Raw genomic sequence first — 22568 nt, forward strand, 5'->3', positions numbered from 1 at the left:
GGTCACTCAGTTCATTGAAATCAATGTGATTCCTAAGAATCAATTTTTGATATTCATCAACGAGTGCCCACACAGATTGATAGGTTTAAATTGTTAAAGAACTTCTCTTCGTTGTGATTGACATCACTTCGGAAGAGGCGGCTATTCTAGCGACTTAATTTTCAGTGTCAAACACTTTTGAAAATTAATTTCTACTTTCTAAAAGTAGAAGCGAATAATCGCTTGAAGCTAGTTGCCTAACTAACATTCTTCGCTGAAGCCTTATGGCGTCTGCCGTGTCAGTGAGGCGGCATTATAGAGATGTCGCTCACATTGGCAAGTGTTTATTTAAGAAAAATGCAAAAACGAGGCTTATATGATGGATAAACCACCAAGGGCTTATTTATGCAAGTTTACTTACAAAGTACCTACAAAATAATCACAGAGTTATCCACAGGCGTTGTTGTTTTGCCCCCAGAAAAGCAAAAAAGCTGCCCTAAAGCAGCTTTTTAATCAACAATGAGCCTAAATACCAGAGCCATATTGTTCGCCATCGTCCTCATGAAGCCCACATTCTCGTTTTAACCCGTTAAAGCGGGTTTCTTCTTCTGTCATACCAGGCTCCCACTTCTTAGTTGTGTGTGTATCGCCAACTGAAAGGTAACCCTGCTCTCGAAGCGGATGATAACTCAGACCGTGCTCTTCTAGGTAGTAGTGAACATCTTTATTGGTCCAATCTATTATAGGTAAGAACTTAAACACACCATTTTGGATAGATAAGATTGCCAAGTTTGCACGAGATTGGGATTGCTCTCTTCTCAACCCTGAGAACCAAGTACCAGCCTCAAGTTCATCTAACGCCCTTCTCATTGGTTCAACTTTATTTAGCTTGTTGTACTTCTCAATACCTTCTAGTCCTTGCTCCCAAAGTTTCCCATATTGTGCTTCTTGCCAATTAGGGCTTTGCTGAGCACGAAATACTTGTAGGTTTAAGGTGAGCTTCTGGCTTAACTCATCTATAAAGCGATAGGTCTCTGGAAATAGATACCCGGTATCGGTAAGGATAACTGGAATATCCGGCTTTGCCTGAGTGACTAAGTGCAGCATGAGTGCTGCTTGGATTCCAAAACTTGAGGACACCACATGTGTCCCTTCTAAGTTTTCTAGTGCCCATTTCACTCTTTCTAAAGCAGTTAGCTGTTCTAACTCTGCGTTAATCTGTCCAAGACGAAGTACCTGCTCCGTCTTGGTTAGTGCGAGTAGTTCTGCTAACTTCAATTTTGAAGCGACAGAATTATGCATGCAGGTCCCTCTTTGAAATGATCACCTCTTGGATGATGCCAGCTCGGATTGTGAAATCACCGAACCCTTCGTTCTCTTCTCGCTCTGCAGCCCAACGGCCCACCAGCGTGTCAATCTCTTCTAAGATCTGAGCTGATGTGATGTTCTCTTTATACATCTTAGGAATACGAGTACCGGCTTTGTTGCCACCTAAGTGCATATTGTAACGACCTGGCGCTTTGCCTACTAAACCAAGCTCAGCCAACATTGCACGACCACAGCCATTTGGACAACCGGTTACACGAAGGATAATGTTATCGTCTTCTGGTAAACCGTGTTTCTCGAGAATGCCTTCAACATCGGTAACAAACTCTGGAAGAAAGCGTTCGGCTTCTGCCATTGCTAGAGGACATGTTGGGAATGCCACACACGCCATCGAATTTTTGCGTTGTTCACTTACCGCGTCATCCATCAGACCATATTGACGAGCAAGCTTCTCAATTTTTGCTTTTTGACTCTTAGGTACACCTGCAACAATTAAGTTTTGGTTTGCAGTCATACGGAAATCGCCTTTGTGGATCTTAGCAATTTCTGCAACACCGGTTTTCAATGCTTTACCCGGAAAATCAAGCAAGCGACCATTTTCAATAAACAGCGCCAAATGGTGCTTACCATCAATACCTTCAACCCAACCGATACGGTCACCACGCTCCGTGAATTCATAAGGGCGACTTTCCGAGAACTTAACACCCGCACGCTTTTCAACTTCCGCTTTGAACACATCAATACCTACACGGTCTAGTGTGTACTTAGTTTTTGCATTCTTACGGTTTGAACGGTTACCCCAATCACGCTGTGTGGTAACAACCGCTGCCGCAACATCTAACGTATTTTCTAGTGGTACGAAACCAAAGTCGTCAGCTTTACGAGCATAAGTAGAGGTATCGCCGTGCGTCATTGCTAAGCCGCCACCAACTAACACGTTAAAGCCCACCAGCTTTCCGTCTTTAGCAATTGCGACAAAGTTAAGATCGTTAGCGTGAACATCAACATCATTTTGTGGGGGGATCACAACTGTTGTTTTGAATTTACGCGGTAGATAATTATTACCTAGGATAGGCTCATCATCGGTTGTTTCTAGTTTCTCACCATCAAGCCAGATCTCAGCATAAGCACGAGTTTTAGGCAGTAGGTGTTCACTGATCTTCTTCGCCCACTCATACGCTTCTTGATGTAGCTCGGACTCAACCGGGTTTGTCGTACACAAAACATTTCGGTTTACGTCACCCGCTGTCGCTATTGAATCAATTCCAATGCTGTTTAGCGTTTGGTGCATCAATTTGATATTCGGCTTCAACACGCCGTGAAACTGAAAGGTTTGACGTGTGGTTAGGCGGATAGAACCATAAGAGGTACTTTCATCGGCAAACTTATCTATTGCTAGCCACTGCTTAGGAGTAATGATACCACCGGGCATACGCGCACGAAGCATAACGTTATGCAGAGGCTCTAGCTTTTGCTTAGCACGTTCGTTACGAATATCACGGTCATCTTGTTGGTACATGCCGTGGAAACGAATCAGTTGAAAGTTATCTGCTGTAAAGCCGCCAGTGATACGATCTTGTAAGTCCTGTTCTATCGTACCGCGCAGGTTATTACTCTCACGCTTTAGACGTTCATTGTCAGCCAATGGACCAAGTACTTGGCCTAGCACTTCTTGCTCTATTACTTGCTTGCTCATTAGTACACATCCCTTTGGTAACGTTTCGCTTTACGTAAATCATTAATATATTGCTCAGCCTGTTCGCGGCTTTGATTGCCCTGCTTTTCAGCAATCGTCACTAGCGCTTCATGTACGTCTTTCGCCATTCGAGTCGCGTCGCCACACACATAGAAGTACGCACCTTCTTGTAGCCATTGCCATACTTGCTCTGCCTGCTCGATTAAGCGGTCTTGCACATACACTTTCTCTTTTTGATCTCGGCTAAAAGCAACATCTAGCTTAGTTAGCGCACCAGATTTGAGGTACTTCTGCCATTCAACTTGGTATAGGAAGTCTTGAGTAAAGGTACGATCACCAAAGAACAGCCAGCTCTTACCTTGAGCATCTGTGTTTTCGCGCTCTTGAACAAAGCTGCGGAATGGTGCGATGCCAGTACCCGGACCGACCATAATGATTGGAGTACTGTCGTCTTGTGGTAGCTTAAAGTTATTGTTGTTCTCTACGAACACCTTCACTTCACCACCTTCCTCTAAACGCTGAGCTAGGAAACTTGATGCTCCACCTAAACGAGACTCTTCACCTTTTTGGTATTCAACCAAGCCAACCGTTAGGTGAACTTCTTCATCCACTTCAGCTTGGCTAGATGCGATTGAGTAAAGACGTGGTGTAAGCTTACGCAACAGACCTAAAAGCTCATCAGCCGATAGTTTGGTTTTCTTCTCAGCTAATACATCAACAATTTGCGTGTTGCCCGCGTATTCACGAAGCTTGTCTTTATCTTCCACCAGCTTTAACAGTTTCTTACTGCCAGATAGCTCAGCAAACTTAGTGACAAGTTGAGGGTTTGAAGCCGTAATCTCGAACTTACTCACTAGAGCAGTATGAATAGAAAGGTTTTCACCATCCACATCGACACTCTCAATACCAGAGAGCCCAACCTTAGCTAGAATCTGATTCGCCAATTCTGAACTGTTTTCATACCACACACCCAATGCGTCACCCGGTTGATAAGTAATACCGGACTCATCCAGATCAATCTCGATATGACGAACATCTTTACCCGAATCACGACCCGTGATCTTTTGGCTTGTTAGCAATGTTGCGGTGTATGGGTTTTGTTTGGTGTACTGTGAATGACCAGCAGCGGCTTGACCGACCGGCAATTGAACGACCTCGGCCTCAGCGCCCGTCGACAGTGTTTCTTGTACTTGTGATAGAGCTTTAGTACGCCACTCGGTTGCTGCCGCTTCGTAATCTACGTCACAGTCAAGACGGTCAACAAATGATTTAGCACCAAGCTTAGCTAGGAAGTTATCGAAGTCTTTCGCAGTTTGGCAGAAAAACTCGTAGCTTGAGTCACCCAGACCAATCACACCATATTGTAAGTTTGATAGCTTTGGCGCTTTCTTTGATTGTAGGAATTCGTGCAGCTCAATCGCGTTATCTGGCGCTTCACCCTCACCATTAGTTGAAGCCACGAAAATGACGTGCGTCTCTTTAGCTAGGTTCTTGCCTTTGTAATCACTGGCATCGAAAAGCTCGACGGCGATACCTAGGGCTTTTGCTTCTGCCTCTAGTGATTCAGCGACACCTTTGGCATTACCGGTTTGAGAAGCAAAGATAATGCTGAGCTTGCCAGCAGGTTTTGCAGCAACCGCCGCAGCTGCTTGAGTAATCGGTGCGGCTGCGCCCACAGGTTGAGCCTGGCTCACACCCCATAGGTAACCACTGACCCATGCCAGTTGCTGAGAAGATAATTCGGAAACAGTTTGTTGAAGATGACCCAGTTGTTGGTCATTAAGCGGTGCAGCTAATCCAGGTAGCTCGTTCGCCCCAGACTGTGCATTATTATTTTGTGAAGACTCTTTCTTATTTAAAGACATGGTCACGACATCCCTAATCATTGCGTGACGATAGATTAACCACTCCTTTTAATAACAAGAAAGAATAGAAAAGTATGTTTTATAACTTTTTGGAAGTAAAAAGCGATTGAACGGGTAAATGGGCTACTGGTTTTCAATACGAACTTGTTGAAAACCGACCGCCATTGCCGACTTAGATGCTAGGTCTAAATCCGCGTAATGGCACTCCTCACCATGGACATCAGTAAGCAGAACAAAGCCGCCTCCCATATGGCGAAACTCCACAACCCAAGACCCTTCTTGTATTGAGGGCTCTATGATGGCTTCAACTAACAAATTTTCTCGATATAAATTGCGTAATTCATTGAGTGTCATATTCCATCCCTTGTTCTGACCCAACAACATAGACCTTATAAGAATAGACGTTAATCAGCTCTCTGTATAAGGATGGTCGAAAGTGATGAATGTGCTAACTAATTCCAGAAAGATATATACCCAAGTAACCTCAAGATGCTTGGGTATAATCAACAGATATAAAAAACGCCACTTAATAAAGCGGCGTTCTTAAAATTAGTTTTAGATGTTCTTTAGGGTGTACTTAGAATCGCACTTCTGCGCCAGCAAACCAGCCATCTACCATGACAAAGTTTTTACCTAGCTCAGAGTCGAAGAACTCATCAGAATCTAAGTCGATAACACGGTAACCACCACGCAAGGCAATTTCAGACTCTGATACTGGGATTCGATACTGAACACCCGCCATCAAATCTGTGCTCTTAATGCCACTGCTATCACCAAATTCCATGGTACCAATGATATCGAAGTTGGTGTCAGGAACGTTGATCTCTGCGTTACCGTAGAAGCTCCAAGTAAACTCATCGAAGCTTGATTGAGTTCCTGTTTGAGGTTCAATGTAATTCGAGTTTGAGTACTGAGTAAACGTCAGACCCGCATCGAAGTTCATCAACTTGTGCTCTAGCAACGTGTAGTAGAATGTGTAGTCGTACTTATCAAAAGCCAATGCATCCGTATCAATAGACGTATAACGGAAGCTAGCATTTGGCAGCATTGGGGCATTATGCTCAAATGCGAAATACACAGAAGGAGAGTTAGAGTCTTCATCTTGTCTCACTTCATTTAGCTTGGTACTTCCCCACCACATATCGGCACCGACTTTAGCCGTGTAAGAAAACTCTTCCTCAGCAGATACCGCTGAACTTAAAGATAGCATTCCCACTAAAGCAATTAATGGCATTTTATTCATTTGAGATAGCTCCAATTCCATATCGTTGTGCTAAGTGTATGCACACTCATAGATTATTGGGGAAAATTCTACCACACATCTTAAAGACTAAAACGATAAACCGACGGCAAGCCGATATTTGACGGTGTCATGACTTTAGTAGCGTCTCTGATTCGAGCTATATACAAAGTTTTTGAAAAACCACACACCGATTGCAATCACAATCAACCAGGGCAGTAATTTAAACACCACACTCATCATACCAAGCAGCAACATTACAGCTAATGCAACTCCAGTTGCCGCTAATACCGTCATAAAGGTAATGCCTGTCACAAGTAGCGTAGCAACGAAAATAAGAACAAAGATTAATTCAAACATAATGGTCTCCCTAATGAGTTAATGACCTATCTTTCCTACTTTCTAACATTGCAGCATCTGTACCAAGTCGCCAAAACCAACAAAATCCTTATTTATCAGTCAAATAAAAAGCCGCACATTCTCATGCGCGGCTTTTCAAATACATCAAATTGGTAAATTTAGCCTTTAATGGCGAATTTAACCTATACGTTCAGCTCTTTAGGAATCTTAGCCAATGCCGTCTGCATGACTTCGATACCCGCGCCTTTCTTATGTGCATTTTCGCTGATGTAGCGACGCCATTGTCTTGCACCCGGCATACTTTGGAACAGGCCAAGCATATGACGAGAAATGTGTCCTAAGCTTGCACCGTTTGAAAGTTCACGTTCAATGTACGGGTACATCTCTTCCACGACTTGTGAGCGTTTCTTAATTGGCGTATCTAAGCCGAAGATCTGTTGGTCCACTTCCGCCAGAATAAATGGGCTATGGTAAGCCTCACGACCGATCATCACGCCATCAAGGTGCTGAAGATGTTCTTTTGTTTGTTCTAATGTGGTGATACCACCATTTACTGCGATCACTAGATCTGAGAAGTCTTTCTTGATCTGGTAAGCACGATCATAATCCAGAGGTGGAATCTCACGGTTCTCTTTCGGGCTAAGACCACTCAGCCACGCTTTACGAGCATGAATAGTGAATTGCTCACAACCACCCTTTTCAGAAACCGTTGAAATGAACTTCGTCAGAAACTCATATGAGTCTTGGTCATCGATACCAATGCGAGTTTTCACCGTGATTGGAATATCAGTGACTTCTTTCATCGCTGATACACAATCTGCTACTAGCTCTGGTTCCGCCATTAAGCACGCACCAAAGCGACCGTTTTGAACTCGGTCTGAAGGGCAGCCTACATTAAGGTTTACTTCATCATAACCACGCTCAGCTGCTAGCTTGGCACAAGCCGCAAGATCAACTGGGTTTGAACCACCAAGTTGAAGAGCCAGTGGATGCTCTTGCTCACTGTATTCTAGGAAATCGCCCTTACCGTGTAAGATCGCGCCTGTTGTTACCATTTCCGTGTACAGAAGAGTCTGCTGAGATAGCAAACGATGAAAGTAACGACAGTGGCGGTCAGTCCAATCGAGCATTGGAGCAACTGAAAATCGAGATTTTGGGAAATCTAAGCCAATATCTTGTTTTTCATTAAGTTTATCTGATTTGTGACTAGCACTATTTTGCATCATTTAACCCTATTTGTGCCCATTTTGGACCATTTTTCACCGACTGTGGGCACGTATTGGTCCCAAAAATTGGTAAAACTACAGCTTGTAAATTAACTAGCAAAAAAGACCTGCTTATTTGCAAAAGCCCTTTTCGAATCGTGGTTTCATTTGAAGAGCGCAGATTCTACATCAAGTTCAATCTGCGCCCAAGTATAGAGGTGCACGATGGCGTCATATCATATTCAAAAAATCAAAACACAATCAGGCATAACTAAATATAAGTGTCGGGTTCGCGAAAGACAATCTGGTGTAACTACGGTTGATAAGACTAAGACTTTTACAAAGAAAGCATCTGCTACTGCTTGGGGAGATCAAGAAGTTGAGAAGATTGAAAGTGTTCGGCATGGGGGTATTATTCCAACTAAACAGACCATAGGTTTCTTGATTGAAAAAGCATTACAAACCCCCGAATTTGCGAATAAGCGAACTATGAGTTTCAACCTCCGACTTTTACTTCGCTACCCAATAGCCAGCACCACACTTACTGATTTTAACGATCATGACCTCATCAAGCATTGCCAATACCGAAGAGAACATGATGGTGTATTACCACAAACTATCGCTGTCGAGGTTTCAAATCTACGTTCGATATTTAAGCAAGCTAAACCTTTATGGCAAGTAGCAATTAATGATGAAGTATTCAAATCAGCTCACCACACTTTAGTATTTATGGGCCTCATCGGAAAAAGCGCTCGCCGAAGTAGACGGCCAAATCAATTAGAAATAGAAATGCTGGTCGCTGGATTAAAAGAGAGGGAGCAATCATTTGTCTCTTTCATTCCGTTTACCGACATTTTTGTTATATCAATACTGACATGTATGCGCATTGGAGAGATTTGCGATATCCGATGGGCTGACATCAATGAAACCCAACGAGCTGTTATGGTCAGAAATAGGAAAGATCCCCGTAAAAAGGCAGGTAACCATCAATGGGTACCTCTACTAGGCGATTCATGGGAAATCATTCAAAGACAGCCAAAGAATAATGAGCGCATTTTTCCATATAACTCTCGCTCGGTTTCCGCAGGTTTTCAGCGGGTGCGAGATAGCTTAGGGATTAAAGACTTACGCTACCATGATCTTCGCAGGGAAGGAGCTAGTCGTCTTTTCGAAGCCGGGTTTTCGATAGAAGAGGTCGCACAGGTCACAGGTCACAGGTCCCTCAACACATTATGGCAAGTTTACACTGAGCTCTACCCGAACAGACTTCATGGCAAGAAAGTTCGCTCAGTCATCTGATTTTGAAAACGGGGGGAGATATCTTGGCCAAATATGCACCTTGTGTAATACTAAATTTATTCCTCCAAAGCTTGAGGTGGGGACCTCGAGCAAAAGTTTAAGCCGCCTATATTGGCGGCTTTACTTTTTTATGAGCTTAAACTTGCAGGAAGTAGGAGTTTCTAATGAAGATCGCCAACCATTGAACTTCAGACAAGTATCATGTGACAACATAAATTAGAAATCAGGTTTGCATTTACTATCCAGAGATACACTTTAAATTAAACTGGGGTGATAACGTCTAATCTTTTGTTTCAAGGTTTCCAAGCTCCAAACATTCATTTTGTTAGCTTCTATATCTAAACCCTCAAATAAACAATACTGCTTCAAGAGATCTTTCTCACACTCAAATGTATAACAATACTGATTTTTTAAGTGGAAATATGTGTAAACAGCGGATGAGTTTTTGCGAAGGAATGAACAAAACAGCTCATACTCAAACTCCTGCATATAACGTTTCATTCTTTTCAAGTCGAAAGGGCTATTCGCGGGCGCTCTAAATTTATAGTAGTCCTTTATGTATAACTCTAATTCTTTCCCCCACACCCCCCAATAGTACTTTTTACAACCGTCAGAGCAACGCCAGTAATCTTTTATAACCCAGTTATAGCGAAATTCTCGATGAAAAGTCTTCTCCCTCTGACTCTTAACCGCAGTCGAAAAAGACATCTGAACCTCACCTTTATTAAGGTACTTATAGCGGCCAAGCTCTTCATTGTGAGCCATCGTTTTGCGATTCTTTTCCTGTTGAGGAATCGTATAGCAGAGTTCAACCTCTTCCTGAATAAATTGACCTAAACCAGTGACTATCTGAACTAAATTCTCGCGATTTGTATCAATGATACGTAACTTCTGCTCTAGGGCATCGAAGCCAAATAATTGTTTGTCCATGTAAAACTCCTTTTAGTTGGGATGGGACAAACGTAGTTTCAATCATCTTTGAGCTGTTTTTTTCAATTAGCGGGGCTTTTTTTGCTTCTTAATTGCGAAAGAATCGATTTGAATTCAGATAAGGCCTTTTGAGTTTGGCACTATGATTGATTTTTTTCTCTATCAACAATCGCCGACACTTTGGTATGGTAGCCCTCTAAGCTCATTGTGGCTTGCACGCCGCGCTCTGGTTTAACAAAGAAATACACCTCGTCATTATTTCGGACCGCATTGGTGAGAGGGATGTACTTTGAGTCAGCAATATATTCTTTCATTGGTAAACTCATAAATGTCGCGGTAGGGAGTTTGATGTAAGGACTGGTGGATAAGCCATTGGCATTTACCAAGCCAGTTGTTTCAAAGTCGCTATATTGCATGTGTGCTATCAGGCTACTGTAATAAGTAAATCGGACCGCGATGACATTCGTATCAGGGATCTGCTTTTTCAGGTCAGCATCGAACAAGTCTGTACTGAAAGGTTCCGAAATAGACCGCACACCAACTCTCGTCCCTAAGAAGGCAGTGTCCACACCTCTGAAATATATCGCTGCGTGAGAGTCCACGTTTGAGTCTAGTGGATAACCTTCGACACAAAGGCTTTCCCCACCATTGTATCTTTCATCGTAAAACTTCGAATCTCGCGATATTGGCTTATTGGTAAAGGATTGAAGTGTGTCGAATGACGGAATCATAACTTCATTCATTTTAGACAGAACCACCTTACACATTTCATATCCGTCTAAGCCACTATAAGTATCAGCATCCAAATACATAACTAGGTTTCTTCGATCCCAGCCGTATTTTTGATTCGCTAAAATTGCCAAACCAAAACCGGTCGTCATAGATCCAAACGCCAACCCCATTGCTGTAGACCCAACATAGCCACCGATACCCACATCGGAAATAGCGCCTTTGGGTAAGGTTTGGTCTTCGATGATCGTTCCACTTCCAGCTGAACGGGTAACTTGCAGCGCGATACTTGATGTCCCTTTTTCCGGTATTTCATATTTTGCACTGTTCGAAGCACATGCATTCAAAAGTAATGCGGCACTAACAACTGATGTTGCTTGGATTAGATTCATAATCCCCCCCTAAACAAAAATGCAACTAGATGAGTAATAATTAGCTTCTTCTAAATTTATACACCATGATCAAATAAATATAAAAAATGACTATTAAAAAAATGGGGGGAAAGCCGTGAGAAGAAACTTTATTTTCACATCTAGTGATAAATGTAGAAACGCACTAACTAAGTAAACCTTTTCGAAATCCAACTATACAACTGATTTAAAAGAATTTTAATTACTCACCAATCATCATCAAAACTACCAGATGTAAAATCATTATCAAATGCACCACTATCGAATGAATCGTTATCAAAAGAGTCATCTGCAAACGAGTCATGCACAACGCCAGCATCAGTAAACGAATCAGTTTCTAAGAGCGTAATATCATCATTTGAAAAAGAATCAGAACCGTAAAGGTTTCCCTCCGTATCAACACCACCAACCATTAAATTTCCATTAGCCGGATTGACAGCGAAATCATCATTATTGGTACTCATAAACTCTGCGGATGAAAAAGCTAACTGCAACGAATCACTATCTTGAGGGCGACTCAATTCACCCAACAAGTCGGTATAGTCACCACATCGGGAAGTAGATTCACCAAAATAACTTTCACTTAGATCGTTCCCTCTTCCACAGAGGTGCGGTAAACAAAGGTCTGGTGAGCCAATTGAATCCTCTGAATCATACTGAACACTGAATGAATCATCTTCTAAGCTATTAAACTCACAATCGAGACTACCGCTAATAGATGAACCGAGGTCATGGTAATTTCGCCTTACAGGTGACTCTCTCCGATTACTACTCGCATACCTAGCAACGGCACTATTGGTTCCACCATTTATAGCGGCGATTGCTACATCCAAACTAAGGAACTCAATATGTCTCGAACTAAAAGAAAGAACAGGCGCTTTAGTATTCGCCTCTACTGTATTTATTTTAGGAGCGGCCTGTTTCGTATTGAGGGTTCTACGGTGTATCTCTAATGGCCTAAAAGCAGGTGTAGCTTCAGAAACTGGCTTCGACACATATTTAGGGGCCTCATTTAACATCCAGTCACGCATATGTTCAGACTGTACAAGGCTCTCCCAAAAACCATCTCGGTTACATGGAATGCACCCAGAGATAATAAATCCAGCGAAGCCGCCAATAAGAAAACCAATAACACCCAACAATAAAGCGCCTAGAATTCCAAATATCAAAGCGAGGTAAATATTCATTAGAGCCTCTTCACAAAGGTTTGGTTTCAACTTATCTAAACCATAGCATGGCGATCTGCCTGCTCCCCCCGTTTTGACATCCAACCCTCTTCTACTCTAACTATAAAAATTTCAATGAAAGTACTAAACAGCCAAATTGGACTCCTTATTTGAGAAATGACCATAAAGAAGCAGATATCTTGTCTGTAAACCATGAGGTAAGAAAAGCATTTTTAATGCTGTGATTACCTCCCACATGTTAGAGCGCATGTACGAAATGCTCTCATCAGTTTGATGCCCCAATAGAGTATGTATTACTCACTCACTCAAATGAAAGAACACTTTCAACCCTGAGAGTATTACTCCATTACTCAAGATTTATTATCTGCGTTGCGAAAAGGACCGCTAAAGTCTCCGTCTATTTTGGACGGCAGACAAAAATAGACGGAGACTGCATCCGATAACAGATCCATTGGTATCTCTAGCCTGACAAAGTTATTGAGAGGTATTCGAAAACATGAAAATGCATGAAATGCATCGAACCAATCCATCAGTTACTGCCGGAACTCGTGATCATTCCACTCACTTGTACGTGACAGCAGCCACCAAGCAGCCTGAATTCAACGGACAAAACCTCTAGCTGACTGCTAAGTCCAACCTCAAAGCAAAACATAGATTGCTCTCTTCCACTAGCCAGTGCCGCCTTCGTCCAACCTATGTAAACGCCTTTGAGCACTAACCTTTGCCAAGTCAGCTTCAACAGCGTAAGCGCCGGGATCGCTTCTTATCTTCCCAACCTCTGCTAATGACGTGCGACATTTTAAACGCGCATAAACACTTAACACGATTCGCTGCTTGCAGAGCCCATAACTGAAAAACTGAGAGGAAAGTATGAGTCCGAGTAGGTTCCCCACATCTAGGATGGAGAGAGAAAACCCTAATGCCAGAAACTGTGGCCTAAGATCTCGAGATATAAATCAAGCGGCTAAGAATGCGCTTTATGAAAAATTTAATGCCGGCCAAATCGGGTTCAAAACCGTAGCAGATCAAACAACTCGATTTACACAGTTCTCGACATTTATCAAAGACCATCATGGTGTCAAGGATATGCGAGCGATAACGAAAGAGCATGTATCGCAATACGCTCAAGAATTAGATTCGAAAATTGATAACGGCTCAATCAGTATCAAGACAGCTCATGAATACTTGTCTGCCGTTAACTCCGTTCTTATTCAGGCTATTGGGGATTCATCTCTTAGGGTTACAGCATCGGAAGCTGGCCTTCCAAATCGTTCTGGCATAACTACGGAAAATCGAGCTATTTCCCAAGAACAACATAACAAAATTACATCACAGTTTTCTGACAGGCTCTCTGCTATCAGTGAAATACAAAGGTCATTAGGCTTGAGATTCGAAGAGGCTTGTAAAGGTAACCCTGCAGCCATGCTAAAAGAAGCCGTTATAAAGCAGAGCATTTCTGTCACAGACGGAACGAAAGGCGGTCAAGCACGGACAGTACCAATCGTATCCCAAAATCAACTTGATGCACTTCAGAATGCCAGTGTCATTCAGGGACATCATCACTCCATGATCCCTGCAGATCAAAGCTATATACAGTTCCAATCTCAATCCTATCGAGAGTTTGGAAAACTTGATTATAAATCACATGGTGAGCGACACGCCTATGCGCAAAACAGTTATACCAACCACATGCAACAACAAACCGCAGTAGCAGGAATAAAATCAGTTGTGGAGTCGGGTTATAAGCATGGTTCTTCACACCACCAATACATCGCCAATAAAGTGGGATGCGCAGTTGAGCAAGCTAAAGCTTTTGACAGTGCGGCTAGGCTGTCCGTCGCGGAAGAACTTGGCCATCATCGAACCGACATAACAAATGCATATCTGGGGTAAATCATGACTAGAATGGAATATGAGTTAAATCGAGCTATACATCTATACTTAAGGACAGGGGGCAAAAAGAACCGTAAGAATCAGGCAGAGAAAATGAGCAGCTTCTGTCGCCATGTTCAGAGGCACAACCCAGCCATCAAATCTATCGGCCAAATTGGACGCAAGCAAGTGGCTGAGTTTTGGAGGAGCAAGAGCGAGTTGGCTCCCTCAACTAAAACCGCCTATTACTACGCAATTTGTTATATTTGGGAGCAAGTACTTGGTAGGAAGTCAGCTCCGCCACATTTCACGCACAAGTAATGCAACAGGTACTTACCTAAGCTAACACTGATAAGCATTGGTGTTTCCGAAGTCATGCATTCACGCAGAGTTACACTTCCCAGCTATATTTAGATACCTTAAAGATTATACTTTGCGCACACTCTAGTCCCTATTGAACCAAACATTTGCTTCTGCGCAGAATGAAAAGGCCTTAGTAAATTGTTGGTAGGTCCAAGTTCTGCTTCTGCTATATGTTCGAGAGCTTGAATAGACGACTCATCAATAATCTTACTCAACTCAGTCAGCCAAACTTTACGCCACTCAACTAATATTGGAGAGTTAAGGTTTAAAATGTAAATTGTAAGTCTAGCTTTCGCTTTCTCTCTTTGGGTAGGTAAAGAGGCCTTAGGCACGACTCTACCCGAAATCTCGTAATGAAAGTATTGAGAACAGTTATTGAGCAAAGGCGAAATAAAAGACGTTGCATGATACATCCTTTGCTTAGCATGCCCTCCAAAAACATCTACTTTAAGCAAGTTGCGTTTACTAGGATCATCAATTGCTGACAGTATCAGATTAGTATATTCGAATGTTTTTCTAGGATTTCTAAATTTAGGCTCTATATGCTCAATGTGAGTTCCTAGTGCTCGACTAAGCTCAGCGTTGTCTAACCCACGAATCGAAAAAACATTATCTAAACTGATTTCACTGTAGCAACAAAGCCCAAATTGCTCTTGGTAGCATGTCCTAGTGACCGAAGGTTTATGTCTCCTGAAACGAGTCCATGCTTTTGTCGCTTTTATGTGATTAGTTGGAGGCCGTTTATTTCTTTCAGCAAGGGCATGACACGGTGAGATTTTTTTAATTGTTCTCATTCGAGTTTCTCTCTGCGCCTAAGAACAAGAGATAACCGAACTAGTTCTTCATGATCTTCACCTAAAGATGCTCGCAATTGAGCGTATAAACTCTTAGCTTCATCAGAGCGAAAATCACCTTGCTCGATTATGTTCGCGTACTTTTTCAATAATGCTGACTCAGGTAACTTTTGTTTTGAATCAAAGTGCATCACTGTACTCAGAATCGTAGATGCTGAGCGGGCATAGCTTTCAGCTAGGGGAGGAACAGCGACCTCTTCTCCATCCAAATTTTCTCCGATTGACCTTACTTTTGTTCTTGATAATCGGGATAAGACCTGTGGGCTATGAGTAGTTATAATAAACTGCACATTTGGAAACGTAGAAATTAGATTAGATGCTATGTCTTGCTGCCATTTGGGATGAAGGTGCAGTTCAATTTCATCAATCAATACAACCCCCTGACCGTGCAGAGGATTTTTTAACTTAGGGTTAAGTAAGATAAGTCTTCTAGCAATATCTGCGACTAATGATAAATAAACCTGTTGGCCTTTGGATGCTTGGTATATGTTTACAGGAACATTATCGTTGACAATTTTAACTTCAGCTCGTCCTGAAGAACGATCAACAAAGATATCACTAACACTAGGAACTGCATCAACTATCGCTTTTTTTACATATTCCTTTAGATTTGATGTCTGCATAGACTTAGAGGCCTTAATTTTAGAGAAAAGTACCTCCAGTTCTATTTTTTTTGCCTCTAAAATTGGCCAAAGTACGTTTCCTTTACCATCAACAACTTGATTTAAAGCTTCAATCTCAGCACTTAAAGCATCATATTTAGTTTGTAAGCTTGAGTCCGTTTTATTATCGATATAAATAAACCAGACTAGAAAATCCGTCAGATTACCAGTTCCATCTAAAACAGACTTATCAATAGCATCAAATTTTGACTCATTTACTGTATCTGTAACCTTTTCTAAATCAAATGACTGGTTACCTTTCATATTTGATCTATCTACAGAGTAGTAAGCTAACAAAGGAATATTTATATCATTGTGGGTTCTTCTTTCCCTATCACTGATTACCCTATACAAACTAGACAGTCTATTGTAACTATCAAGCTCACTAACCTTAGAACTTTCAATACCTTTCGCTGGTCTTACCAACGAACCAGAATAAACAGTTGAGTTACCAAAATTAATTGATGTAATTACTTCCGAGTTATCTAAAACGCCTATAGTAACATCAGAGTCTTCAAGTGACTTACCAGACCTACCTTTAAAAACCATTCGGGCATTTAGCCATGAAAATGTTTTAGCTATCGACTCGAGAATAGTTGTCTTACCCGAGCCATTATTTCCTATAATAACAGTAATATCATCTTCAAAAACAACATCTAAATTTTCAAATTTCCGAAAATTCATAAGCTTAAGATCATTCAATATAATCCGATTATTTGGTCGTTCTCCGTCGACAAAAGAATCAAAATCTAATGCATCAACACAAGTTAAGTAATAGTTTTTCGATTTTTCTAAATCAATGTCCGTTCCTGCACCAATCTCATAAATATTGAACAGTTCATAAGATGAAGATACGTTCCCCTTTCTTGAGCTTTGCTCAAGTGCTCTAATTTTACTATCACGTTTCATTTAAATCTCCAGAAAAAATGGAAGTAATCACATCTTCACCGTACTTATTAATCAAAGAATGAACGAACTTTGGCTCGATATGTTTAGAAAAAGATAGAATTCCTTTGAGGTAATTAAAATCTTCTGGACTCAATTTTTTATATCTATACTCATTAATCAAGTGTTTGATGTAACGCTTTCGTTCTCGTCCCAAAGAGATTTTACCATCATTAGTCAAAGTAATTCCTGTTACATGACGATTATGAGCCTTAGATGAAAAAACTGTTTTATTATAGTTAACGGAAATAGAGCTACCAAAAACATCATAGAGAAGGCTTTTAACAAAATTGGGAATGTCGAATAAAATATTTCTTTTTTTAGTGGAAAAAGTCATATCATCAGCATAACGAGTATAATAAATATCTCTGTTAATACAGTATTTTGTTATTAACTCATCAAATTCGTAAAGGCAAAAATTGGATATAATTGGCGAACTAGGAGCTCCAACACTCAAAACTAACCTACTTATTGAAGATCCTTTATCTACATTCCAAAACAATAAATTCTCAATTAAATGTTTTTCCAACGGTTCTGGTAGGTCCCATTGTTTTTCCCACATTCTCCAGAATATCTTAGGTGTTATTGAGTTAAAGAAATTAGACAAGTCCATTTTCAATAAGTAAGGGTTTGAAGCATGGAATTGAGCATTATCTTTGATGCTGTAGCCTTTTCTGTAAGCTACAGAATTAGAGTGAACAGGAAAGTTCATCATATCGACATATGCTCGTTGAAGTACCTTAACCTTCTTTGTTGGCTGAGCAATGAGCCTAATACCATGTGTTCTTTTAGGAATCGGGTAGACTTTGTACTTTTTGGATGCGCCAAGAAGTATACTAAGAATCTCTTGCTCACTGACATTTAGTTCGCCTGCCAGTACTGAAATTATCTTCATTCCACTCCTTTAACAGTATTAAGCCCAAGAGAGTATCCCCTTGGGCTTTTTAGCTCTTTACTAAAGGGTGCGATGTGTACGCATCCGAAACGAGGAACGAGTTTTGGATGCGTACACATCGCATGTAAACTCGTTCAATAAGTTAGAGTCTGGCTAAACACCCGACTAGACGAAGTCCGTCAAAACACTAAAGAGCACTAAAATTCTACGCCAAAATCATATAGATCACAATGAATTGAGAAGCCGTACAACAATACTTTATAAGTAAAATTTGGTTATTCTTTAACTATGTAGTGGATCATTAAATTTGACCTTCCTTTTGAAGGTTTTATTATTAGCCATCTTAGCGAAAAGTAGGCTTACTTCCATTGACAAAATAGTAACTTGACTTAGTGAGAAAGAAACAGGTTAGTGAAGAAATTAGGGCCAGCGCAGCTAGCTGCGCTTTGAATCTACGAACTTAGCCAGATCTTCCAGATGAACCACCAGCCTTGCCTTTTGCCCTTCCCCCATAGCCACAACAGGAATGAGCAAGCTTCCCGAAAGGTAATGTCGCCTTGCAACCCTATAGGTGACTCCTAGGTACTCTTCACAAAGCTCTGAGAGTGGGATAAGGACTTTTCCATGCTGCTTTAGAAGCAAGTCAAAAGTTGAGATTCTTTTCATAGCCTCGATCTCCAGTTATCTACTGGTTATACTATGAACAATGATTTGAAAAGTTTGGCAAAATAACAGGACGTTTTTGCGTGTTTCGACTTTGACTAGCCGATTTATAACGTGAAAAGTTAACTATGGGCACGCAGTGGGCACAAACCAATAATTAAATAGCTTAAATTCATTAGGTTAGTAAAAATTCGCTACTATCGAGCATTGGAGCGACAGACAACCTACATGAATGTGTCATGGCAAAGTACCCTAGTAGCGAGTCAAACAAAGATGCTGGAATACCCAGCAAAAGCAAAGTCGGCTATTGTAAAGGCTATGCTCTGTTTGTGCTATATGAACTTTGCCTCACACTTTTTTATAAACCATTCACCAGATCTCTAATTCAGCTTCACTAATCAGTTATGCCTTGAGTCACAATGTCATTTTGAGTTACCTTGTCTTATTCAAAGTCGTGGGTCACAATACGCTCTGTACCTGACTTTAATAGAAATCAATGGCTCCTTAGCCGAAATAACCTGAAAATAGGGTTTGTTTAAGGATGTCCGATTGAATGGTGAAGAATTTGGACCACACATTAATAGAGCAAGTTGAAGGGATATGCGCATCGCGTGGCGTTAGATTAACGCCTCAAAGAAAGCGAGTGTTTGAGCTCATCCTCTCTAATAAGAAAGCCTCTAGTGCTTATGAATTATTAGAGCAATTGAAAGTCAGTGAGCCGCAAGCCAAGCCACCTACAGTATATCGCGCTTTGGATTTCTTGTTGGAGCAAGGTTTCATTCACAGAGTTGAGTCAACCAATAGCTTTATATGCTGCTGTTCTTGTAATGCCAACAAACATTTCTCCCAACTACTGATCTGCGATAAATGTGGCACAGTGGTAGAACTACAAGACGATTCCCTTGTAACTCTGCTCGCGAGTAACGCTGAGAAGCATGGATTTCAATTGACCAACCACGTCATTGAGTCGCATGGCATTTGCCAGTCTTGCTCCTCCGATATGAAAGAATAAGATTATAGAAGAACATTATGCGCGCTGAATTTGTAAACCCGTTTTTAGCTTCTTTGATGAACGTTCTAAAAACGATGGCTTCTCTAGAATTGAAGCCACAAAAACCAAGAGTTAAGAAAGATGAAATCGCTCGTGGTGATGTCTCTGGTTTAATCGGTATGGTTGGTCCACAATCTCGTGGTTCAATGTCGATTACCTTTGATGAAGGTCTGGCTCTGGAAATCATGGAAAACATGCTTGGTGAGCGACCAAACGGTTTGAACGAAGAAGTAACCGACATGGTTGGTGAGATCACCAACATGGTAACTGGTGGTGCAAAACGTATTCTTGCGGAAAGCGGCTTCGACTTCGACATGGCAACACCGATTGTGGTTTCTGGTAAAGGCCACACTATTCGTCACAAATGCGAAGGCGCAATCATCATCATGCCATTCTCATCTCAGTGGGGTAATGCCTTCATCGAGATCTGTTTCGAATAGAAGTAGTTACAGCAAAATATTTAGAAGGCTGGCGTCGATACGTTAGCCTTTTTTATTACCTGCGATTTAACCATTGCTTACTCTACAGATACAAAAACGCCAACCCTAAGGTTGGCGTTTACTTCTATGCTATCAACTCAATTAAGCTTTAAGTGCTTTGAATGCGTTGATTAGACCGTTCGTTGAGCTGTCGTGAGATGTCACTTCTGCGTCATCAGCAAGCTCTGGAAGAATTTGGTTTGCTAGTTGCTTACCAAGTTCTACACCCCATTGGTCGAAGCTGAAGATGTTCCAGATAACACCTTGAACAAAGATCTTGTGTTCGTACATCGCAATTAGGTTACCTAGAGAGCGAGGTGTAATTTGCTTAACAAGAATAGAGTTCGTTGGGCGGTTACCTTCAAACACTTTGAAAGGTACTAGTTCAGCTACTTCTTCTGCAGTTTTGCCAGCCGCTAGGAATTCAGCTTCTACCGTTTCTTTTGTCTTACCGAATGCTAGTGCTTCAGTTTGAGCAAAGAAGTTAGACATTAGCTTCTGGTGGTGATCAGATGCTGGGTTGTGGCTGATTGCAGGAGCGATGAAGTCTGATGGGATCAGCTTAGTACCTTGGTGAATCAGTTGGTAGAAAGCGTGCTGGCCGTTTGTACCTGGTTCACCCCAGATGATAGGACCTGTTTGGTACTCTACTGGGTTACCTTCACGGTCTACAAATTTACCGTTTGATTCCATGTTACCTTGTTGGAAGTAAGCCGCAAAACGGTGCATGTACTGGTCATAAGGTAGAATCGCTTCTGACTCAGCGCCGTGGAAGTTGTTGTACCAAATACCGATAAGCGCAAGGATTACTGGAATGTTGCTTTCAAACTCAGTTGAAGCAAAGTGGTTATCCATTTCGTGAGCACCTTCTAGTAGCTCAACGAAGTTATCGAAGCCTACAGAAAGAGAAATAGAAAGACCAATCGCAGACCATAGTGAGTAACGACCACCAACCCAGTCCCAGAATTCGAACATGTTGTCAGTATCGATACCAAACTCAGCTACCGCTGTTGCGTTAGTCGATAGCGCAGCGAAGTGCTTAGCTACATGCGCTTCATCACCAGCTTCTGCTAGGAACCAATCACGAGCAGAGTGTGCGTTCGTCATTGTTTCTTGAGTCGTGAATGTTTTTGATGCTACTAGGAATAGCGTTGTTTCTGGGTTCAGAGACTTAAGTGTCTCAACGATGTGCGTACCATCTACGTTCGAAACGAAGTGCATGTTTAGGCGAGTTTTGTATGGCGTTAGTGCTTCAGTCACCATGTATGGACCAAGATCCGAACCGCCGATACCGATGTTCACAACATCAGTGATCTCTTTACCTGTGTAACCTTTCCACTCACCAGAAACGATGCGGTGTGTGAACAGTTCCATTTTTGCTAGTACAGCGTTAACTGCTGGCATTACATCTTTGCCATCAACCATTACTGGCTTGTCGCTACGGTTGCGCAGTGCAGTGTGAAGTACTGAACGGCCTTCAGTCTTGTTGATTGCATCACCGCTGAACATCGCTTCAATTGCAGACTTAACTTCAGTCTCGTTTGCAAGAGCGAATAGGTGCTGCATCGTTTCTGCATCGATTAGGTTCTTAGAGTAATCGACCAAGATGTCTGAACCGAAACGAGTAGAAAAGCTCTCGAAACGTTTTGCATCTTGAGCAAAAAGCTCTTTCATATCCATATCTTGAGCAGACTCGAAATGAGCTGTTAGAGCTTTCCACGCTTGTGTTTGCGTTGGGTTGATATTTTTCAACATGGTATCTATCCCGATGTTACTGTAGGTTTTATTCTAAACGTCACCTTGGTGATGAATAGAACCCCCGATTAGGCGAAAGTTTATATTTTTCTGTGATGACCAAACCGCGTCACCACTGAAAGATTCTTTGTAATTTTTTTTCACGACGTATTATGCCGTATATCAAGAGCTGTACCTTGAGATAAATCAGGATTAGATTTCCTGAGACAGGAATCGGTACAGACTCTGGCTCTAACATAATTAAATGTGAGCGAGACCTGATAAATTCAAGTTCAAAAGATAGCCTCAAACCACTTTTTTTCCAAATACATTATAAAGGATGGCGTATGTGGATTCAGAAGACTATACACCTAAATGCACAAAAGCGTGGATTTCATCTCATTACTGATGAAATTGAACAACAGATACACGAGATGAACTCTTTATCTGTTGGTTTATTACATCTATTTATTCAGCATACTTCTGCCAGCTTAACGCTCAATGAAAACGCCGATCCGACCGTCCGTAGTGATATGGAGTCACACTTCAACAAGTTTGTGCCCGAACGAGCGCCCTACTACAAGCACACTTATGAAGGTGATGATGATATGCCAGCTCACATTAAAGCATCGACACTTGGCAACAGTGTGACAATTCCGATCACCAATGGTCGTTTAGCTTTAGGAACATGGCAGGGCATTTACTTAGGGGAGCACCGAGACTACGGTGGTAGCCGCACTGTGATAGCTACTATCCAAGGAGAGTAGCTCATCGTAACCAAGCCTAGAGTAGGGAAATAAAAAGGGGGACACAGAAATGCGTCC

20 protein-coding genes are annotated in these 22568 nt (G+C 41.7%); 5 read left to right on the top strand and 15 right to left on the bottom strand.

Translation table 11 applies throughout. The features are described 5' to 3' along the window. Positions 1–504: 504 nt before the first annotated feature. The 7 genes from F0251_RS22920 to dusA all read right to left on the bottom strand — a co-directional run bounded on the left by F0251_RS22920 (position 505) and on the right by dusA (position 7689). Positions 505–1281 (bottom strand): phosphoadenylyl-sulfate reductase, encoded by a 777-nt coding sequence (locus F0251_RS22920; RefSeq protein ID WP_061034294.1) that lies wholly within the window; start codon positions 1279–1281, stop codon positions 505–507. Further along, positions 1274–3001: an assimilatory sulfite reductase (NADPH) hemoprotein subunit gene (cysI, locus tag F0251_RS22925; protein WP_171731893.1), complete on the bottom strand. Its 1728-nt coding sequence runs from the start codon at positions 2999–3001 to the stop codon at positions 1274–1276. The genes F0251_RS22920 and cysI overlap by 8 nt, the downstream gene beginning before the upstream one ends. Further along, a complete protein-coding gene (locus tag F0251_RS22930) occupies positions 3001–4866 on the bottom strand; it encodes an assimilatory sulfite reductase (NADPH) flavoprotein subunit (protein WP_171731894.1) in 1866 nt (621 codons plus the stop codon). Before F0251_RS22930 ends, cysI begins: the two co-directional genes overlap by 1 nt. A gap of 123 nt (positions 4867–4989) precedes the next feature. Continuing rightward, positions 4990–5220 (bottom strand): hypothetical protein, encoded by a 231-nt coding sequence (locus F0251_RS22935; protein ID WP_004735813.1) that lies wholly within the window; start codon positions 5218–5220, stop codon positions 4990–4992. A gap of 223 nt (positions 5221–5443) precedes the next feature. After that, on the bottom strand, positions 5444–6109 hold the full coding sequence (locus F0251_RS22940) for a TIGR04219 family outer membrane beta-barrel protein (RefSeq protein WP_253821654.1): 666 nt from the start codon (positions 6107–6109) through the stop codon (positions 5444–5446). A gap of 135 nt (positions 6110–6244) precedes the next feature. Next, complete coding sequence (pspG, locus tag F0251_RS22945) at positions 6245–6466, bottom strand: envelope stress response protein PspG (protein ID WP_171731896.1); 222 nt, start codon at positions 6464–6466, stop codon at positions 6245–6247. A 182-nt stretch (positions 6467–6648) separates the two neighbouring features. Then, a complete protein-coding gene (gene dusA, locus F0251_RS22950) occupies positions 6649–7689 on the bottom strand; it encodes a tRNA dihydrouridine(20/20a) synthase DusA (protein WP_171731907.1) in 1041 nt (346 codons plus the stop codon). Between the two features lie 207 nt (positions 7690–7896). On the opposite strand from dusA, the gene F0251_RS22955 reads away from it, so the two are divergent. Further along, positions 7897–8970 (top strand): site-specific integrase, encoded by a 1074-nt coding sequence (locus F0251_RS22955; protein WP_171731897.1) that lies wholly within the window; start codon positions 7897–7899, stop codon positions 8968–8970. A gap of 255 nt (positions 8971–9225) precedes the next feature. On the opposite strand, the gene F0251_RS22960 is transcribed toward F0251_RS22955, so the two are convergent. The 3 genes from F0251_RS22960 to F0251_RS22970 form a co-directional block, all read right to left on the bottom strand. Then, positions 9226–9900, bottom strand: coding sequence for a hypothetical protein (locus tag F0251_RS22960; RefSeq protein WP_171731898.1), 675 nt, complete (start codon positions 9898–9900; stop codon positions 9226–9228). A gap of 140 nt (positions 9901–10040) precedes the next feature. Continuing rightward, positions 10041–11021, bottom strand: coding sequence for a hypothetical protein (locus F0251_RS22965; protein WP_171731899.1), 981 nt, complete (start codon positions 11019–11021; stop codon positions 10041–10043). Between the two features lie 224 nt (positions 11022–11245). Next, positions 11246–12226 carry a hypothetical protein gene (locus F0251_RS22970; RefSeq protein ID WP_171731900.1) on the bottom strand — a complete coding sequence of 327 codons (981 nt, stop codon included), beginning with the start codon at positions 12224–12226 and terminating at the stop codon, positions 11246–11248. Positions 12227–13126: 900 nt separating this feature from the next. On the opposite strand from F0251_RS22970, the gene F0251_RS22975 reads away from it, so the two are divergent. Continuing rightward, positions 13127–14119 (top strand): integrase domain-containing protein, encoded by a 993-nt coding sequence (locus F0251_RS22975; RefSeq protein WP_171731901.1) that lies wholly within the window; start codon positions 13127–13129, stop codon positions 14117–14119. A 398-nt stretch (positions 14120–14517) separates the two neighbouring features. Here the strand turns inward: F0251_RS22975 and F0251_RS22980 are convergent, their stop codons facing one another. The 4 genes from F0251_RS22980 to F0251_RS22995 all read right to left on the bottom strand — a co-directional run bounded on the left by F0251_RS22980 (position 14518) and on the right by F0251_RS22995 (position 18483). Continuing rightward, the gene (locus tag F0251_RS22980) at positions 14518–15255 is read right to left on the bottom strand and encodes a retron system putative HNH endonuclease (protein WP_171731902.1); all 738 of its coding nucleotides are present in this window, start codon (positions 15253–15255) and stop codon (positions 14518–14520) included. After that, complete coding sequence (gene ptuA / locus F0251_RS22985; protein ID WP_171731903.1) at positions 15252–16886, bottom strand: retron Ec78 anti-phage system effector ATPase PtuA; 1635 nt, start codon at positions 16884–16886, stop codon at positions 15252–15254. The genes F0251_RS22980 and ptuA overlap by 4 nt, the downstream gene beginning before the upstream one ends. Further along, positions 16876–17817 (bottom strand): retron St85 family RNA-directed DNA polymerase, encoded by a 942-nt coding sequence (locus F0251_RS22990; protein ID WP_171731904.1) that lies wholly within the window; start codon positions 17815–17817, stop codon positions 16876–16878. Before F0251_RS22990 ends, ptuA begins: the two co-directional genes overlap by 11 nt. A 435-nt stretch (positions 17818–18252) precedes the next feature. After that, entirely contained in the window at positions 18253–18483 is a 231-nt protein-coding gene (locus F0251_RS22995; protein ID WP_171731905.1) for a pyocin activator PrtN family protein, read from the bottom strand. Positions 18484–19033: 550 nt separating this feature from the next. On the opposite strand from F0251_RS22995, the gene zur reads away from it, so the two are divergent. Next, entirely contained in the window at positions 19034–19492 is a 459-nt protein-coding gene (gene zur / locus F0251_RS23000; protein ID WP_004741270.1) for a zinc uptake transcriptional repressor Zur, read from the top strand. A 17-nt stretch (positions 19493–19509) separates the two neighbouring features. Beyond that, positions 19510–19971 carry a chemotaxis protein CheX gene (locus tag F0251_RS23005; RefSeq protein WP_004741271.1) on the top strand — a complete coding sequence of 154 codons (462 nt, stop codon included), beginning with the start codon at positions 19510–19512 and terminating at the stop codon, positions 19969–19971. Between the two features lie 141 nt (positions 19972–20112). Here the strand turns inward: F0251_RS23005 and pgi are convergent, their stop codons facing one another. Continuing rightward, on the bottom strand, positions 20113–21765 hold the full coding sequence (pgi, locus tag F0251_RS23010) for a glucose-6-phosphate isomerase (RefSeq protein WP_102422989.1): 1653 nt from the start codon (positions 21763–21765) through the stop codon (positions 20113–20115). A 326-nt stretch (positions 21766–22091) separates the two neighbouring features. Here pgi and F0251_RS23015 point away from each other — a divergent pair, with 326 nt between their 5' ends. Then, complete coding sequence (locus F0251_RS23015) at positions 22092–22511, top strand: secondary thiamine-phosphate synthase enzyme YjbQ (RefSeq protein WP_171368955.1); 420 nt, start codon at positions 22092–22094, stop codon at positions 22509–22511. The last annotated feature ends 57 nt before the right edge of the window (positions 22512–22568 follow it).

The sequence above is a fragment of the Vibrio sp. 070316B genome (assembly GCF_013114115.1).
GTDB lineage: Bacteria > Pseudomonadota > Gammaproteobacteria > Enterobacterales > Vibrionaceae > Vibrio > Vibrio chagasii_B.

What these genes read in the sequence shown, in the direction of transcription:
- F0251_RS23005 (WP_004741271.1), top strand. Translation starts at nt 19,510, where the DNA reads ATGCGCGCTGAATTTGTAAACCCGTTTTTAGCTTCTTTGATGAACGTT.
- F0251_RS22930 (WP_171731894.1), bottom strand. Translation starts at nt 4,866, where the DNA reads ATGTCTTTAAATAAGAAAGAGTCTTCACAAAATAATAATGCACAGTCT.
- zur (WP_004741270.1), top strand. Translation starts at nt 19,034, where the DNA reads ATGGTGAAGAATTTGGACCACACATTAATAGAGCAAGTTGAAGGGATA.
- F0251_RS22980 (WP_171731902.1), bottom strand. Translation starts at nt 15,255, where the DNA reads ATGAGAACAATTAAAAAAATCTCACCGTGTCATGCCCTTGCTGAAAGA.
- F0251_RS22935 (WP_004735813.1), bottom strand. Translation starts at nt 5,220, where the DNA reads ATGACACTCAATGAATTACGCAATTTATATCGAGAAAATTTGTTAGTT.
- pspG (WP_171731896.1), bottom strand. Translation starts at nt 6,466, where the DNA reads ATGTTTGAATTAATCTTTGTTCTTATTTTCGTTGCTACGCTACTTGTG.
- F0251_RS22970 (WP_171731900.1), bottom strand. Translation starts at nt 12,226, where the DNA reads ATGAATATTTACCTCGCTTTGATATTTGGAATTCTAGGCGCTTTATTG.
- pgi (WP_102422989.1), bottom strand. Translation starts at nt 21,765, where the DNA reads ATGTTGAAAAATATCAACCCAACGCAAACACAAGCGTGGAAAGCTCTA.
- F0251_RS22990 (WP_171731904.1), bottom strand. Translation starts at nt 17,817, where the DNA reads ATGAAGATAATTTCAGTACTGGCAGGCGAACTAAATGTCAGTGAGCAA.
- F0251_RS22940 (WP_253821654.1), bottom strand. Translation starts at nt 6,109, where the DNA reads ATGAATAAAATGCCATTAATTGCTTTAGTGGGAATGCTATCTTTAAGT.
- F0251_RS22920 (WP_061034294.1), bottom strand. Translation starts at nt 1,281, where the DNA reads ATGCATAATTCTGTCGCTTCAAAATTGAAGTTAGCAGAACTACTCGCA.
- F0251_RS22995 (WP_171731905.1), bottom strand. Translation starts at nt 18,483, where the DNA reads ATGAAAAGAATCTCAACTTTTGACTTGCTTCTAAAGCAGCATGGAAAA.
- F0251_RS22975 (WP_171731901.1), top strand. Translation starts at nt 13,127, where the DNA reads ATGGAGAGAGAAAACCCTAATGCCAGAAACTGTGGCCTAAGATCTCGA.
- F0251_RS22955 (WP_171731897.1), top strand. Translation starts at nt 7,897, where the DNA reads ATGGCGTCATATCATATTCAAAAAATCAAAACACAATCAGGCATAACT.
- dusA (WP_171731907.1), bottom strand. Translation starts at nt 7,689, where the DNA reads ATGCAAAATAGTGCTAGTCACAAATCAGATAAACTTAATGAAAAACAA.
- F0251_RS22965 (WP_171731899.1), bottom strand. Translation starts at nt 11,021, where the DNA reads ATGAATCTAATCCAAGCAACATCAGTTGTTAGTGCCGCATTACTTTTG.
- F0251_RS23015 (WP_171368955.1), top strand. Translation starts at nt 22,092, where the DNA reads ATGTGGATTCAGAAGACTATACACCTAAATGCACAAAAGCGTGGATTT.
- ptuA (WP_171731903.1), bottom strand. Translation starts at nt 16,886, where the DNA reads ATGAAACGTGATAGTAAAATTAGAGCACTTGAGCAAAGCTCAAGAAAG.
- cysI (WP_171731893.1), bottom strand. Translation starts at nt 3,001, where the DNA reads ATGAGCAAGCAAGTAATAGAGCAAGAAGTGCTAGGCCAAGTACTTGGT.
- F0251_RS22960 (WP_171731898.1), bottom strand. Translation starts at nt 9,900, where the DNA reads ATGGACAAACAATTATTTGGCTTCGATGCCCTAGAGCAGAAGTTACGT.